Source organism: Reyranella massiliensis 521 (assembly GCF_000312425.1).
Taxonomy (GTDB): domain Bacteria; phylum Pseudomonadota; class Alphaproteobacteria; order Reyranellales; family Reyranellaceae; genus Reyranella; species Reyranella massiliensis.
The window spans coordinates 1,099,445-1,114,761 of sequence record NZ_HE997181.1 but is presented as its reverse complement, the minus strand read 5'-3'; the positions used below and the strand labels follow the sequence as shown (position 1 = coordinate 1,114,761).

At 62.6% G+C, this 15,317-nt stretch carries 15 protein-coding genes and 3 tRNA genes; 7 read left to right on the top strand and 11 right to left on the bottom strand.

The window, feature by feature from the left end:
• From BN60_RS31280 to BN60_RS05455, 3 genes are all read right to left on the bottom strand, one after another.
• Positions 1-93: GTP-binding protein (locus BN60_RS31280; RefSeq protein ID WP_245539860.1), on the bottom strand; the 93-nt coding region annotated here is incomplete at its 3' end.
• Between the two features lie 49 nt (positions 94-142).
• Positions 143-216: transfer RNA gene (locus tag BN60_RS05460), tRNA-Gly, on the bottom strand.
• 38 nt (positions 217-254) lie between these two features.
• Positions 255-341: transfer RNA gene (locus BN60_RS05455), tRNA-Tyr, on the bottom strand.
• A gap of 149 nt (positions 342-490) precedes the next feature.
• Between BN60_RS05455 and rlmB the strand changes: the two genes are divergently transcribed.
• From rlmB to BN60_RS05435, 4 genes are all read left to right on the top strand, one after another.
• A complete protein-coding gene (rlmB, locus tag BN60_RS05450) occupies positions 491-1,270 on the top strand; it encodes a 23S rRNA (guanosine(2251)-2'-O)-methyltransferase RlmB (RefSeq protein WP_043283650.1) in 780 nt (259 codons plus the stop codon).
• Positions 1,271-1,316: 46 nt separating this feature from the next.
• Positions 1,317-1,391: transfer RNA gene (locus tag BN60_RS05445), tRNA-Thr, on the top strand.
• Positions 1,392-1,960: 569 nt separating this feature from the next.
• On the top strand, positions 1,961-2,551 hold the full coding sequence (locus tag BN60_RS05440) for a hypothetical protein (RefSeq protein ID WP_020694990.1): 591 nt from the start codon (positions 1,961-1,963) through the stop codon (positions 2,549-2,551).
• 14 nt (positions 2,552-2,565) lie between these two features.
• On the top strand, positions 2,566-2,838 hold the full coding sequence (locus BN60_RS05435; RefSeq protein ID WP_020694989.1) for a DUF3892 domain-containing protein: 273 nt from the start codon (positions 2,566-2,568) through the stop codon (positions 2,836-2,838).
• A 409-nt stretch (positions 2,839-3,247) separates the two neighbouring features.
• On the opposite strand, the gene BN60_RS05430 is transcribed toward BN60_RS05435, so the two are convergent.
• The 4 genes from BN60_RS05430 to BN60_RS05415 form a co-directional block, all read right to left on the bottom strand.
• Positions 3,248-4,075 carry a hypothetical protein gene (locus tag BN60_RS05430; RefSeq protein ID WP_148283330.1) on the bottom strand — a complete coding sequence of 276 codons (828 nt, stop codon included), beginning with the start codon at positions 4,073-4,075 and terminating at the stop codon, positions 3,248-3,250.
• A 12-nt stretch (positions 4,076-4,087) separates the two neighbouring features.
• The gene (locus tag BN60_RS28610) at positions 4,088-5,026 is read right to left on the bottom strand and encodes a ParB/RepB/Spo0J family partition protein (RefSeq protein ID WP_020694987.1); all 939 of its coding nucleotides are present in this window, start codon (positions 5,024-5,026) and stop codon (positions 4,088-4,090) included.
• Positions 5,002-5,889 (bottom strand): DNA adenine methylase, encoded by an 888-nt coding sequence (locus tag BN60_RS05420; RefSeq protein WP_020694986.1) that lies wholly within the window; start codon positions 5,887-5,889, stop codon positions 5,002-5,004. The genes BN60_RS28610 and BN60_RS05420 overlap by 25 nt, the downstream gene beginning before the upstream one ends.
• A 130-nt stretch (positions 5,890-6,019) precedes the next feature.
• Complete coding sequence (locus BN60_RS05415; RefSeq protein ID WP_020694985.1) at positions 6,020-6,877, bottom strand: hypothetical protein; 858 nt, start codon at positions 6,875-6,877, stop codon at positions 6,020-6,022.
• Between BN60_RS05415 and BN60_RS05410 the strand changes: the two genes are divergently transcribed.
• Complete coding sequence (locus BN60_RS05410) at positions 6,864-7,973, top strand: hypothetical protein (RefSeq protein WP_020694984.1); 1,110 nt, start codon at positions 6,864-6,866, stop codon at positions 7,971-7,973. The genes BN60_RS05415 and BN60_RS05410 overlap by 14 nt on opposite strands.
• A 227-nt stretch (positions 7,974-8,200) precedes the next feature.
• Positions 8,201-8,650 carry a DUF2846 domain-containing protein gene (locus BN60_RS28605; protein WP_020694983.1) on the top strand — a complete coding sequence of 150 codons (450 nt, stop codon included), beginning with the start codon at positions 8,201-8,203 and terminating at the stop codon, positions 8,648-8,650.
• An 84-nt stretch (positions 8,651-8,734) separates the two neighbouring features.
• On the opposite strand, the gene BN60_RS05400 is transcribed toward BN60_RS28605, so the two are convergent.
• Genes BN60_RS05400 through BN60_RS05385 form a run of 4 tightly spaced genes read right to left on the bottom strand, consistent with a single transcriptional unit; the run spans position 8,735 to position 13,987 of the window.
• Positions 8,735-10,984 (bottom strand): xanthine dehydrogenase family protein molybdopterin-binding subunit, encoded by a 2,250-nt coding sequence (locus BN60_RS05400; protein WP_020694982.1) that lies wholly within the window; start codon positions 10,982-10,984, stop codon positions 8,735-8,737.
• Positions 10,981-11,445, bottom strand: coding sequence for a (2Fe-2S)-binding protein (locus BN60_RS05395; RefSeq protein WP_020694981.1), 465 nt, complete (start codon positions 11,443-11,445; stop codon positions 10,981-10,983). The genes BN60_RS05400 and BN60_RS05395 overlap by 4 nt, the downstream gene beginning before the upstream one ends.
• Positions 11,442-13,196: a carbamoyltransferase family protein gene (locus BN60_RS05390; protein ID WP_020694980.1), complete on the bottom strand. Its 1,755-nt coding sequence runs from the start codon at positions 13,194-13,196 to the stop codon at positions 11,442-11,444. The genes BN60_RS05395 and BN60_RS05390 overlap by 4 nt, the downstream gene beginning before the upstream one ends.
• Positions 13,193-13,987, bottom strand: coding sequence for a glycosyltransferase family 2 protein (locus BN60_RS05385; protein ID WP_020694979.1), 795 nt, complete (start codon positions 13,985-13,987; stop codon positions 13,193-13,195). The genes BN60_RS05390 and BN60_RS05385 overlap by 4 nt, the downstream gene beginning before the upstream one ends.
• Positions 13,988-14,301: 314 nt before the next feature.
• Here BN60_RS05385 and BN60_RS05380 point away from each other — a divergent pair.
• Positions 14,302-15,317 (top strand): NAD-dependent epimerase/dehydratase family protein (locus BN60_RS05380; RefSeq protein ID WP_083855965.1); only part of this gene is annotated, 1,016 nt, incomplete at its 3' end.

Below are 15,317 nucleotides of genomic sequence, written 5' to 3'. Positions count from 1 at the left end.
CGCCGCCGTCAGAGACGTCTTCCCGTGGTCAACGTGACCGATCGTTCCGATGTTGCAGTGCGGCTTGCTCCGCTCAAACTTCGCCTTCGTCATGGTGTCACGACCCTCGTCATTCTTTCGACCGACCGGCCTTAGCAAACTCTGGAGCGGGTGAAGGGAATCGAACCCTCGTCGTAAGCTTGGAAGGCTTCTGCTCTACCATTGAGCTACACCCGCAATCTCCTGAACCGAGCCAAAACTCACGCTGTGTCCGTTGGTGGAGGGGGAAGGATTCGAACCTTCGTAGACGCGAAGTCGGCAGATTTACAGTCTGCTGCCATTGACCGCTCGGCCACCCCTCCGAACCTGCGGTACGCAGCGCGAGTTTAGCCCGTTCAACCCGCTTTCGCGGGCGGGCGTTGCTCGCAAATCCAATGGGTTACGTCAAGGCCCATTTCCCTCAGAGGCGCAGTATTTGCCCGCATGCCCGCCGCACCCTACAAGCGTCGGCATGCGTCAACGCCCCCACCGCCCCCATCGACAGCCTGCCAATCGGCAACCGCGTGGGGGCCATCAATCGGTATGGCTCTATGGCCGTCACGCCGTCGTGGCGGCCCTCGCCAACCCCGATCGCCGCATCGAAAGGCTCTTTGCCACCCGCGAGATGGCCGACCGGCTGAAGGTCGAGATCGGCAAGACCGACGTTGCTATCGTTCCCCGCGAGGATCTGGCGCAACGCCTGCCGACTGGGGCCGTCCACCAGGGCATCGCAGCCCTTGTGGCCCCGCTCGAGGAGCCGATGCTGGAAGACCTGCTGGCGCGGTGCGGCGACGACGCCCTCGTCCTGGCCCTCGATCAAGTGACCGACCCCCACAATGTCGGCGCCATCCTGCGCTCGGCCGCCGCCTTCGGCGCCGCCGGCGTGATCGCGACCGACCGCCACGCCCCTGCCGATACAGGCGTCCTGGCAAAAGCGGCCTCCGGCGCGCTCGAAGTCGTCCCGCTGGTGCGGGCGGTGAATCTCGCCCGCGCGCTCGACCAGCTCAAGGAGGCGGGTTTCTGGCGCTACGGCCTCGACGAACGCGGCGAGGCCGCAATCGGCACCCTCGACCTGCGCGGTCGCACCTGCATCGTCCTCGGCGCCGAGGGCGAAGGGCTGCGCCGCCTGACCGCCGAAAAGTGCGACCGCCTCATCACCATTCCGACCAGCGCCGCCCTGGCCGCGCTCAACGTCTCCAATGCCGCGGCGGTCGCCGCCTACGAATGGGCACGGCAGCGACAGTCAGTCTGATGCACCTTCGGCCGCATTCGACTATGGTGCGGCCCCTTCCAGGCGGGCCGGGTTAGCACAGCGGTAGTGCAGCGGTTTTGTAAACCGAAGGTCGGGGGTTCGATCCCCTCACCCGGCACCATTTTAGAGGCCTGTCCCTTTTTTGGTGGGGACTCTTGGTGGGGACTCAGGCGAACGGCGTTCGGGCTCTTAGCGTGATGCTATTCAGTTTCGCAGCTTTTCCGATTGGGTTGCGTTTCTCCCAATATGGTTGAAATACATGTAGAGGGCGAAAAATCCCGTTAACTCATTGTTATTTTTATATTTTTTCGACTTGACTTTAGATTATCGCAATTTCGTCCTCGTTGACTAAATAAACATCTTGTTTAAGAGTTCGTTTTAGCGGGTGAGCTAGGGGTTGGATGACATGGAGCAGAATACTCTACTTGCGAGGGATCCAGTGGGCACGGCTGTAGCCCGCGACACGGGTCGCTTTAGCAAGCTGTATTCCAATGGTCGCCCAGTTATTCCGGACGACTATTGCGAGCCGCTGCAAATCACAACGATTCGTCAGCTCATCGGCGCGCGGGTTCGTCAGGCTACAACTGCCTCGGTGCCCGAAGCCCCAAAGCTGGTTGAATTGGATTCAGTACCCTCGTAAGAGGTCTGATAGCGAGCGGGAACGTATAAGCCTGCCGTCGAGGTAGGCACTTGTTCCTGCAAATCAGCCCGACGACTATCGATGACTGGCTCAAGGACGAAGAAGCGTTCTGCTACGATTTTCTGCGGGCGCAGCACTTTATTGTGCAGTCAGTCGGCTATGCCATCAATCCAAGCAGTAAGGCCTTGAAAGAGGCGCACCGGGCCTGGAAGGCGCGGTGCGACGAATGGCTGAATGGCAAAATGGCCGACCCGGGCAAGCCATTATCCCTGATGAAGGTGCTTGCGATACTGCTCTACGAACTCTGCGAAGCGCAATGGATTCGGAGCCTGGAAGAGTTCGACGAGGAGAAGGCTCCAGCACCTTTTGCCGGCACGGACGATGAGAAACAGGAAGTCCGCAACGACATTGCTGCTGGCCGCGAGGCATACTTGGCTCTGCAGTTCGTTGTGGTGTTGATCAATTGGTTTGAAAAGGCCCGAACCGATCGCATTCAAGAGTTCGAGTTTCGCATGACCCTCGATCTCAGCCACGACATCATGTTCTACCTGACCGGAGCACAGAAGGAGCCGATCGCCATCTATCTGATACTGAAGGCGCTATATACTCGGGATCCCACTCCCGATGCGCCAAACAACTGACCCGAGATAGATACATGGCCGACTCGATCGTCACCTGCATCAACAAGGTTCCCCGTACGAACCGCTACGAAGGGATAACTCATCTCGGAGTTCCGGGGCGATGGAAGTGGACACGGGAACAAGTGATCCTCTCCATCGAAAGCAAGACTAATACCTTCTACACACTGGTTCATGGCAAGCGCGCGGACATTGGGGTCGTAAACGGCCCCAACGGTAAATACTTAAGGACCTATGCCGACGGGGTTTGGAACGACAACCTTCTCGCCCTGCCCGAATGCGAACTTTAGCCAAATCCAAACGCCGGCGTCTCTGAATTGTCGCTGGATCCTCGCCCAGCCACACGACCTCGGGGTCGGCGAGCCGCCAGTCGGCGAACTTGGACGGCAGATCCTTGAGGTCGACCACCCGCTTCGGCCGATTGCAAGCCAGGCACGTCACCCGCAGTCGGATGCCTTTGGCCTTGACCCCACCTGCACCCGAACGCCGTTCGCTTCCCAGCAGTGTCCTACCGCGGGTTGAAGCCAGCGCCTCGAGGCGCCCCATCTCATTCTTGAGTGTAAGCCCCGCGGCGCTACCGCATGCTGAAACAGACAAACTGATGATGCGAACGCCGTTCGCCGGTCCGCCGCTGGCGAACTGCACCTTGCTGGAGCAAGTTAACGCGTGCAATCGTTCTTGCGAATATGACCGGGTGTTTTAGGGAACCACCTTCAAGAGATTGTGTATCGTCCACATGTGCTTACCGATGTTTCGGCGAAGCCTTTTCTCTTTCGCACCGACTAGTTGGCCATGAGCAGCGCTAATCCTATCGGGGTTTATTCCCTTCAAGCTGCTGCATAGAAACGTATCGATGTACTTCGGCATGAGCATGTTGCAAAAGGCATCGGCCAGTTGACCAAGCGTCATCTTGCTAACCTTTTTCAGAGTCAGCGTTTCCGTCTTAGCACCGTTCTTGATACTGATTGGACTTGCATTCCTCACTTGGCGCTTCAAGTAATTCCGGGCGGTGTTTTCCGCGAGCTTGCATGCGTCTTCGAATCCCCGCTTCCAGTCGCCATTGCTGATTGCGTCATGAATGGGTGTTAAGTGGGGTCTGAGTTTCTTGGCCTGCCCAGTGAGCGGCGGAAGCGAAACATTCACCGAAAGATCAGCCGGTAAGGCTACTTCTGTCATTGAGCCGTCGGCGGCTACAACCGTGAGTCCGACGCCTAGTCGGCGCGCACGGGCAACCGACTTACCGTCCAGGGTAGCAGTGTCAGGAACACACAAAGTTATAAAGGTAGCTGAACTGCAAGACCTTCCGAACGTCGCCCAAAGATCGATCCGCTCGATCTTGATCCTGGCCTCCACAAGATAGAAGCGGTGTTCGCCCCGGCGATTGGTATAGAGGCTTGCGGTTTCGGGAAAATGTGGCTCGGAATGTTCACAATGCAGTCCAGCTCCGCGCAGCGCGGTATAACAAGCGTGGGCAACCTGTAGTAGTTCGCTAGGGATAGTTACAAAGTTCGGCAGTGAAGCAGCCATCGCAGCGCACTCCTACAGAAGTGCCCGCAATCGGCTTATGAGCGCGCGGATCTGATCTTCGAACTCAGTTGCGAGTTCGTTGTCCTCCTCCAGAACCGCTAGCCATTTTTGCTCGAATGCAGCCAAGCCTCGCTGAAGTGTTTTAGTCTTCTCAATCGCCTGCGTAGTGCTGGAAACTACATCCCCGATCGACATTGTCGGTTGCGTCATGAACCGCCGGATGACGGTTTTCACCCGCGCTAGCTGGACCTCGCCTCGATCGACAGCACGTCCGACCGCTCCAATTTTGCGTGGCTCCACAGTGCTGTTAATTGTCCCCGAACGAAACTTTTGGATGAATGCATTCACCAGCGGTCGTTCTTGCGTAGGCTCAATAACTCCAACTTTCGCCAACTTGTCGGCTGCGTCGACCGCCTCGATGACCTGGTCGACAGAGATTGCTTCCTTACTTCGCGGGTCGGCCAGGTCTTCCAATAGTGATTTTTGGAGATCAGCCGGAATTCGCAAGATCTTGCGATACCGTCGAACCGCTCCGCGACTTAGCGATGCTGATGCTGCGAGCTCTGTTTCAGTTAGCTTGCGCCCTCGAATCTTTTCCAGCTCGGCTTCAAGTGTCTGCAGCTTAAGAGCTGTCGGAAGAGGATCCCAGTCGCGCCTGGCGTTGTGAATGGCGAACATCATCATGATGTTCTGCACGCGCGGAGGTTTCGGCTGAACGATGGCGGGAACTCGATGAAGGCCCAGCTTCCGCGCGCAGCGCCACCGACGCTCCCCGTCCAGGATGACGAAACGGCTCTTTCCCTCGGTGTAAACTGACAGCGGGACGAGAATTCCTTGCGACGCGATACTTTCCTCGAGCTCTTCTAGCTCCTGCAGTCGGAAGATCAGCCTCGGATTGTCTGGATTCGGTGTAATGTGTGCTGGATTCAGGAGCTCAACTGTTCCCGCCATCGCCCCCCTCCGTAGTCTTGCCCCTTAGATTCGTAGTGTGGCCCACCGAACAGAATCAGTTCGGAGGTTTGCCGCCGCTTCTTCGTGTCGTTTGCCAACGTCGATGCGCGGCGGAACGAGACCGTTCCAAACCCAGGGTACAGATCACGTACGTCTGTATGGTCGGCGTTCGTAATCAGCACGTTCGCTCGCTTCTCGACTAGGGTTCTTGCCATGGCCGCTAACCTTACTTGGTCTTTCCAACGGAACAGTTTCTCGTTCCAATCGGCGAATCCATTGAGGTTATGGGATGTCACATAAGGAGGATCGAGGAACACGAAGTCGCCTTCGCCGACGCGGGTCGATATCTCCTCGAAATCCTGACAACGGAGCGAGACCTCTCGCCTTCGAAGCTGTCTGGAGCAGTTCTGTAGATTCGCCTCATCAACGATGAAATCGCTTTTTGGCTGACCAAACGGGACATTGAAAATGCCCGCGGCATTCACGCGATATAAGCCATTCCAGCACGATTTGTTTAGGAAGATGAACTGGGCGGCTCGGTTTACCTCGCTGCGCGGCTTCTGAAGCTTTATTCGGTCAAAGTTCTCGCGCGTCGGCTTTAGGGGCCGTAGCAGCTTTAGCAACTGATCGGGCGCGGCTTTAACAGCTCGGTAGGTTTCGACAAGCGCGTAGCTTGCATCCGATATTTCCGCACGCTTGGGCTGCAAGTGGAAGAAGAGCGCCCCGCCACCGAGAAAGGGCTCGAAGTACTTGTCGAAATGCTGCGGAATCAGGGGATCGAGATGCCGGATGAGTTTCCGCTTCGATCCCGCCCAGCTCAGAAACGGCTTTATATCATTGGTTTGGATACGTTTATCGGACAACTGGCTCTCCCGGTTAGTACGGCTAGCAAACTGAGAGCTCTGCGACCAGCCTCAGACTGGGGAAAAAAGGAACTTCTCCGCCGTACCTAGCACCGCCAGCCGCACCCTACGGGTGCTCTGGACAGGCTAGTCAGTGACCAGGCGAAGAAGTAACAACGAACCGGCACTTGCGCCGAACGCCGTTCGGCCTGCTGGCAGCGTGCCATCCCACAACCTGTTGTGCGCATGCACGCGCATGCAGGCGGACGCTCTCTCGAATCGGCATTATCCTTGAGCGACATTGCCGGAGGTGGCGCCGATCTCTGCGCACTAGTCTCGCCGCATGCCCGAAAATCGCTACTACGCCCGGCCGAGCGGCATCGTCACGATCAAGGGCCAAGGCTGGCACGTCATCGATCGCCAGACCGGCACGGATGCAGAGAGCCTGTGGGTCGGCGGCTATAGCGAGGAGCGCGCCCGGCAGCTCGCCAGGCTCCTCAATTTGAATGCTCGGCCGAGCAACGTGCCGGCGTTCGAAGGGAACCGCTGGGATGTCGGCGGCCCCGAGCTGATCGTTTACGTGGAATGCGACCGGCCGCGCGATCGGGCGGCGCCCGGCATCGTCGGCCGGGTCCGGATCAACGGCCGCGACTTCGACTGCCTCGACGTCCTGGCCGGCCCGTTGCCCGGCAAGCCCATGTGGGTCGACGTGTTGTCGACCTGCAGGAGGGCGCGCGCCGCTTCGGTGAGCAACGTCGTCATCGCGCAGCGGCCGGAGGCGATCGAACACGGCCTGGTCGTAGAAGAACTCCGCCCGCGAAGCACTGTCGGCCAGGGCCTTGGCCGGCGTCGCCTGGACGAGCCGGCACACCTTGGCGGCATCCTCGCCCAGCTCGAACATCAGGTTCAGGGTGCAGGCCTCGGGGTCGATCATGTCGGTACACTCGCCGGCGAGATCGAGGGTGTTCATGACGATGCCCAGCGCGATGCGATAGGTGAGCCACCGCAACAACGCCCGCCTCTACGTCGGAGAGATCCTGTCCTTCTTCGGCCCCGACATGGCAGTCGCCAAGATCGAAACGGGCGAACCGCCGGACGATCCGACAGGCGAACTCCCGCGCACGGTCCGCGGCTATGAAGCCTTCGCCGCGCGCCAGACCCTCAAGAAGTGGCGGGGCGGTCCAGGCGTGAAGCTGGACGACGTCCCCGATCCGACCGTGCCGGACCTGTGGCTGGATACCGGAAAGGTGCGCTCGCCGCGCACGACCAACAATTACCTTGCGGCATTCGAGGGCATGCTGGAGATCGCCACCAAGACGATCGACAAGACCAGCGGGCGCCGGATTCTCGAAGTCGTTCCGGAGATCAACTTCCACCGCCTGCCCCGGCGGATCCCGCGGCCGATGCCAGACGTCGAACTGCAAGCCAGGCTGAGCGTGGCGCCTCCCTGGACGGTCGACGCCGGCGAGATGGCACGTCTCTTCAGCCTGCGCCTGAACGAGGCCCTTGCGGTCCAGCTGCATCACATGGACCCGGAGCTGCAAGGTCTGAGATTCAACGCCGGCGAGACGAAGTCCGGCAACGAGGAAGTGGCCTGGGGCGGCAAGGCGGGCTGGCGGTTGCTGCAACGTCTCGCGCGCCAGGCGCACGCCCGCCGCACGACCTACCTGATCACTTGGCCGGGGCAGAGCGATTGGCAGGCTGTCCTACTGGGCCGCATGAAGCCGGAGGCGGCAACGTGGCAGCGCCTCAAGCACATCCGCACGAGCTGGCGATCGAGCGCCAAGGTGGCGGGCATCAAGGCACCGCACCGCTTCCACGACGTTCGCGCCCGCGGGATCACCGAAGTGGCCCGTGTGATGCCAGGCGCCGCCCAGGGTGCCGCCCGACACCAGAGCCCGCAGTCGACCGATTTCTACATCGGCTTCGCCTCGACCGAGATCGCCGAGGCCGTCGACAAGGCGACGCGCCGGCGCTGGAAAGGTAAGATCGGAACGCCCATCGACCCGCTGGCGAACGCCGTTCGGTTGGTGGGGATTCCGGAGGGGACTCGGGCCGCAAAATCGGCCCGGGAGGGCCTGAAGCGGCGACGGAAAGGTCAATAAAGCCGGGGTTTTTGGCTCGTCCGTAGACTTTGTAAACCGAAGGTCGGGGGTTCGATCCCCTCACCCGGCACCATTTTCTCACCCTCCAGTTTTCGCGAAGCTTCCGACAAATCCGTCGGAGGCAAGTGAAGCCGTCCAGCCCCTTCGACTGGGGTTGCCCTGTGCTGCGCGATCCATCTTGACTACGGGTATTGATGAGACAAAATACAACTCATAAGGGAGGACAAATGAAGGGATATTCGCGTTGGCTGGCGTTGAGTGCGCTTGCGTCCGTATCGGCGTGTGCCTCAGTCCCGATGGCGCCTGCCGATCTTGATCTCCAGGGCAAGCGGTTCCAGGCACCCCCTTCCGGGAAGGCCGCCTTCTATATCTACCGAGAGTCGGTCTTTGGGGGAGCATATTCGGTCAACGTCACCATGGGGCAACGCGCGCTCGGCGCCCTTGGGGCCGACACCTGGTTCCTGGTCGACGTCGAGCCCGGGCAATACGATATGCGATGCAGCGCCGGAGAAGGTTCTGACTCCAAAGTCGTCGCTATTGCGACGGGCGAAACCCGCTATGTCGAAGTCGCAATACGGATGGGGGTAATGCAGCCACGGTGCGCCGTGTTCGAGGTCGCTGCCGAGCAGGGCCAGAAGGCTGTTCTTGGCGGCAAGCGGGCCCAGGAAATTCGCTGACGACCTGTGAATTTCTCCTAGATCGCCGAATTTTGACAGCGGAAAGATTCTTTAATCATCGAGATTAAGCCAGCCTCAGTGAGATTAAGCCAGCCTCAGTGGCAAGTCTCGCAGGCGTGTTCCTGTCGCTGCAAAGATGGCGTTGGCGACAGCAGGAGCAATGGGCGGGGTGCCGGGCTCTCCCACGCCGCCAATGATCTGGGAGCCACTATCGACCAAGTGCACCGTCATTGCCGGCGCCTCGGCCAGCCGCACGGCGTCGTAGTCGGGGAAGTTCGCCTGTTCAACCGCACCATTGGCCAGAGTGATCTCGCCGTAGATCGCGGCGGACAGGCCGTAGACGATGCCGCTCTCCATCTGCGCCCGCACGATCGCGGGATTGACCACGGGTCCGCAATCGATTGCACAGGTGACGCGCTTGACCTGCAGGGTCTTGCCGTCCGGCACGGCGATCTCGGCAACCTGCGCCACGATCGAGCCGAAGGAGGCCCGGAGCGCGATCCCGCGGCCCGATCCCGGAGGCAGCGGCGTGCCCCACCCCGCTTCCCGCGCGGCCGTCTCCAGCACCTTCAGGTGCCGCGGCTTGTCGGCCAGCAGGTCGCGGCGGAACTCGAATGGGTCCTTCTTCAGGGCCGCCGCCAGCTCGTCGACGAAGCTCTCGTCGAAAAAGGCAGTGTGCGAATGGCCGACCGAACGCCAGAAGCCCACCGGCACCGAACCGTCGGCCACGATGGCGTCGAGCCGGTAGAAGGGAAAGGCATAGGGCGGATTCTCGACGGCATTGCCCTCGGGCTGGCCCTGCATCGGCAGGCCGATCGTGCGCGCCGGGAACTGGTCGGTCGGGGACTGCGCCACCTGCCGCTTGGCGACCCCCACTAGTTTCCGCGCACCGCCTGTCGTTTCGAGGTCGGCCCGCCAGCGCGCCAGCGCCATCGGCCGGTAGAAATCGTGGCGGACATCCTCCTCGCGCGACCACAGGAGCTGAACCGGCCGCTCCGGCATCGCCAGCGCGCAGGTCACGGCCTGGCGCACCAGATCGACCTCGGCTCGCCGGCCGAACCCGCCACCCAGGAAGGTCGTGTGCACGCTCACCCGGTCCTGCGGTACGCGGGCGACCTTGGCCGCCACAAGCCGCATCAGGGTCGGCGACTGGTTGGGCATCCAGACCTCGACACCCTGCGGCCCGGCCTTTGCCGTGCAGTTCATGGGCTCCATGGCCGTATGGGCGAGGTAAGGCGCCCGATAAGTCGCCGTCAGCACCTGTGTTTGGGCGGGTTTCGTCTCGGCGCCGAGCGTGCGCGTGAGCGCCGGCTTGCCGGTTTCCAGCAGCTCCGCATAGCGTTTCCAGAGGCCGGCCGACTCCAGCTTCGGCTCAGGGCCTGCCTGCCATTTAACGTCAAGGCCATCGTCGAGGAAACGGTTGGCGGCCCACCAGCTGGTGCCGATGGCGGCAATCCCGCCCGGTACGATCACTACTTTCTCGATGCCCTTGGGCAGCTTCTCCTGCTTGAGCGTGAACGAAAGCGCCTCGCCGCCGAAGGTCGGCGCGTTGCGGATCGCGGCATAGAGCAGGCCCGGCAGGCGCACATCGACGCCGAACGTGGCCGCGCCCGTCACCTTGGCCAGTACGTCGACGCGCGGCAGGGGCTTGCCGATCAGCTTGAAGTCCGCCGGCTTCTTGAGCGGCGGCGGCGGGCGCTCGGCAAGGTCGCCCACGGAGTCGACCAGCTCGCCGAAGGTGGCGACCTTCGTGCCGTCGAGCTTGCGGACCTCGCCGTCGACGACGGTAAGGTCGGTCACGGGCAGGCCGGCCTTGCGGCTGGCAGTGCGAAGCAGGAGGTCGCGTGCCACAGCGCCCGCCATTCGCATTGGCCGCCAGGCATCGCGCACCGATGTCGAGCCGCCGGTCGCATTGACGCCCAGAACGCCGCCCAGCTTGCCGGCCACCCAGTGCGCAGCGTCGACGACGGTGCCGGACTCCTCCGGGGAGAACGGCAGCCCGTCGATCAGGATGTCGACGTTGCGGTAGACCGCACTCTCCGGCGGTTCCTCGACCTTGATCTGATCCCAGCGCGCATCGAGTTCCTCGGCGACGAGCATGGCGAGCGCGGTCTGCACCCCCTGCCCCATCTCGGCGCGCGGCACGGCGACGGTGACGCTGTCGTCGCGGCCGATCTTCACCCAGCCATTGAGGCCGACTTCGTCCGACTTCACCTGAAGGAGCTTGCGATCCCCAAGCCGGTCACGCTCGCGGGCCAACCAGAAACCGACGCCCAGCAACCCGGCGCCGGCGAACCCGCCGATGATCGCCAGGCGCCGGCCGAGCTTCTTCACGACGCGCCGCCCAGGATCGCCGCCGCGCGATGCACGGCGCGGCGGATGGCGCTGTAGGTGCCGCAGCGGCAGATGTTGCTCAGAACATCGTCGATGTCGCTGTCGGTCGGCTTGGGATTCTCCTGAAGCAAGGCAGCCGCCGCCATGATGAAGCCGGGCTGGCAGTAGCCGCACTGGGGCACCTGGTTCTCGATCCAGGCGCGCTGCACCGCATGGAGCTGGCCGCCCTGGGACAGGCCTTCGACGGTCACGACCGCCTTTCCGGCGGCATCGCTCACCGGAAAGGAACAGGACCGGACGGCTGTGCGCTCGACATGCACCGTGCAGGCGCCGCAAGCCGCGACTCCGCAGCCGAATTTCGGGCCGACGATGTTCAGGTCCTCGCGCAGGACCCAGAGCAGCGGCTTGTCAGGCTCGACGTCGATCTCGTGAACCTGACCGTTGACGGTGAGCGAGATCATCGCCGGATGAGGGTATCACCCAGTACGAGAACGTCCATCTTTGTCCGCAGGAAGCAGTCGATCGCCTCCTCGGGCTTGCACACGACCGGCTCGTTTTCGTTGAAGCTGGTGTTGAGCACGATGGGCACGCCGGTAATCTCGCGGAAGGCCGAGATCAGGCGGGCATAGCGCGGATTGCTCGACCAGGTGACGGTCTGCAGGCGGCCGGTGCCGTCGACGTGGGTGACGGCCGGGATCTCCTTGCGCTTCTCCTTCCGGATGCGGAAGACCTGCATCATGAAGGGCACGTCGCCGTCGGTCTCGAACCAGTCCGGCACGGCCTCGCGCAGGATCGACGGGGCGAAGGGCCGGAAGGATTCGCGCCGCTTGATCTTGAGGTTGAGGATGTCCTTCATGTCGGCGCGGCGCGGATCGCCCAGGATCGAGCGGTTGCCCAGCGCCCGCGGGCCCCATTCCAGCCGGCCCTGGAACCAGCCGATCACCTTGCCGTCCGAGATCGCCTGCGCGGTGTGACGGCAGAGCGTGGCCTCGTCGGCGATGCGCTCGATGGTGCAGCCGGCGGCGTCGAAATCGGCGCGGCGCTGGGCGATGGCCGCCGCGATCTGTTCCGGCGTCGCCGAGGGCCCCCAATAGGCATGATCCATCACGAAATGGCGCTTGGCTTCTGCTCCGCCGGTCTTGTGCCAGGTCGCGAAGGCCGCGCCGATGGCGCCGCCGGCGTCGCCGCCGGCCGACTGGACATAGAGCTTCTTGAACGGCGTGCGTTCCAGCACCTTGCCGTTGGCGACCGAGTTGTAGGCGCAGCCGCCCGCCAGAACGACCGCATCGCTGCCGTAGCGCGCCTGCAGGGCATTCAGCAGGTTGAAGAAGGCGTTTTCGTAGGTGACCTGGGCGGAGCGCGCGATGTCGCGGTGGCGGTCTTCCAGCGGCGCCTGGGGGTCGCGCGCCGGACCCAGCAATTCGGCCAGCCGGTCGGTCCACAGACGGCCGCCCGAGGGGATGCCGTCCTTCACCTGGTAGTTCGCGCCGCTGCCCGAGGCGTGGCGGAAGAAGCGCAGGTCGAGGGCGAAGGTGCCGTCGTTCCGCAGGCGCACGATCTCCTTCATCTGCTCCACGTGAGTCGGCTGGCCGTAGGGCGCGAGGCCCATCACCTTGTACTCGTCGCCATAGTGCGGGAAGCCGATGAACTGCGTCATCGCCTCGTAGAAGACGCCCAGCGAATGCGGAAAGTAGACTCGCCCGTCGACGGTGAGATTGCTGCCCTCGCCCAGGCCCCAGGCTGCCGAAGAGAAATCGCCGAACCCGTCGACCGAAACCGCCACGGCCTTGTCGTAGGGCGAGACCAGGAAGGCCGAGGCGAGATGGCAGAGATGATGCTCGACGGCATGCGTCGTGCCGCGGAACTCCTGCTCCGGCAGGTGTTTCTTGAGATTGCCGACAATGTCGGCGCGTTCGCCACGATTGCGCAAGCGATCAAGCACGTATCTCGGGCTGATACCCGATCTCAACGCGAACGCGACCTTGCGCCAGCGATTCGCCCGGTTGTCGCTGTTGATCGCGACATGGTCGACGTCGCCCAGCGAGATGCCCGCTTCGGCAAGGCAATAGCGGATCGACTCGCTCGGGAACCCGCCCCAGTGCTTGACCCTCCGGAAGCGCTCCTCCTCGACGGCAGCGACCAGCTCGCCGTCCTTCACGAGGCAGGCGGCGGCATCGGCATGATAGGCATTCAGCCCCAGGATGAACGTCATCGCGGGGTCTTTCCGGGGGCGAGGCGGTCGAGGTCGCGGCGTAGAAGGTGCATGGACAGGATCAGGTCGGCGGTGATGCGCTGGGCTGTATAGAGGAGACCCGCCTTGCCGTCGAAGATCAGTCCCTTGCCCAACAGGCAATGCAGGGCGACGGCCGGCGGTCCGAGAACGCGCGTGCAGCGCAGCCGGTCGGCCCAGCCGAGGTCGGCCCATGGCCGGGTCGAGAGCTTTTCCGCCTCATAGGCCTGGTAGCGCGCCTGCGATTGCAGCCAGCGCTCAAGGCTCTTGCGATCATCGTGCAGGAGACGGTTACGAAGCCGCCTCACCTGACCGTCGATCCGTAGTTTTTCCGTATGGCCGTCCTGCACGAAGGAAGCGCGGCCACGGCGGAACAGGACTGGCAGCGCCGGGTAGAGCGAGCCCCGCAGCGGCCGGCCCTCGATGCAGTAGGTGAAAGCGATTTCGTAGGCGGCGGTCTCGGCTTCAGGCTTCAGTGGAGCGAGTTCGTCGCGCAATGCCGGTTCGAGCATGTAGTCTGCATCGAGCCGCAGGACCCACTCGGTCGTGACGCCGGTTTCCTCGACAGCAAAGCGCCATTGCTGGGCGTGGCTGTCGAAAGGCCGTTGAACGACGCGGGCGTTGGGAAACCGGGCGGCAATCGGCAGCGTCTCGTCCGTCGACCCGCTGTCGACGATGACCACTTCGTGAGCCCAGGTCAGGCGTTCCAACGAGCGGCCGATATTCGCCGCCTCGTTGTAGGTCAGGATGACAGGGGTGATGTCGGCCAGCACGGCGTCCGGTCAGTCGAAAAAAGCGGCTATGTGGCTGGTATAGATCATTTTTTACGCTGAACCATCACTTTCACCGTCCTTGCAAGATAGCCGGAGTACGGGCTGGGCATGTCTTACTGGACGGTAGCGAACCAAATCATGCACAGCGCGTGCGGCGCGACGACCGCTTGACGGAGGAGATTGAGGCGAGCAAACGAACCCTCCGTACGGCCATGCCCCATGGCCGTCTCGCGTCCTCGACTGAGGCGTGGCCAAATTCACGCAAGTGTTTGAGAGTCCGTTAAACTCCCGCTTCGATCCATAGGGTGCTTTTGATGTCGAAGAATGATCTCGTTGTCGTCACCGGCGCTGGTGGCTTTATCGGTGGCCATCTGGTGCGCGTGCTGCAGGAGCGCGGTCATACCAAGATCCGCGCGGTGGACGTGAAGCCTCTGGCGGAGTGGTACCAGAAGACGCCGGGCGTCGAGAACCAGGTGGGCGACCTGGCCCTGCTGGAGCCCTGCCGCAAGGCGGCCAAGGACGCCGCGATGATCTACAACCTGGCCGCCGACATGGGCGGCATGGGCTTCATCGAGACCCACAAGGCGGAGTGCATGCTGTCGGTGCTGGTCAGCACCCACATGCTGGTCGCGGCCAAGGAAGCCGGCGTGCCGCGCTTCTTCTACTCGTCGTCGGCCTGCGTCTACAACGGCGACAAGCAGACCGACGCCAATGTCACGGCGCTGAAGGAAGCCGACGCCTATCCCGCCCTGCCGGAAGACGGCTACGGCTGGGAGAAGCTGTTCAGCGAGCGCATGGCCCGCCACTACCGCGAGGATTACGGCATGGCGACCCGCGTCGCCCGCTACCACAATGTCTACGGGCCGGAAGGCACCTACGACGGTGGCCGCGAGAAGGCGCCGGCCGCGATGTGCCGCAAGGTCATCGAGGCCAAGCTGTCGGGCAAGCACGAGATCGAGATCTGGGGCGACGGCGAGCAGACCCGCTCGTTCATGTACATCGATGACTGCACCGAGGGCACGATCAAGCTGGCCGAGAGCGACATCGTCGAGCCGCTGAACATCGGCAGCGACGAGCTGGTCAGCATCAACCGCCTGGTCGACATCGTCGAGAAGATCGCCGGCATCAAGCTGAAGCGCACCTACAAGCTCGACGCGCCCAAGGGCGTGCGCGGCCGCAACAGCGACAACACGCTGATCAAGCAGCTGATGAACTGGGCGCCGTCGATCCGTCTCGAGGACGGCATGGAGAAGACCTACAAGTGGATCTACGACGAGATGACCTCGGGCAAGGCCTCGGTCGTCAACGCCCTGCCGAAGCAGGCCCTCGC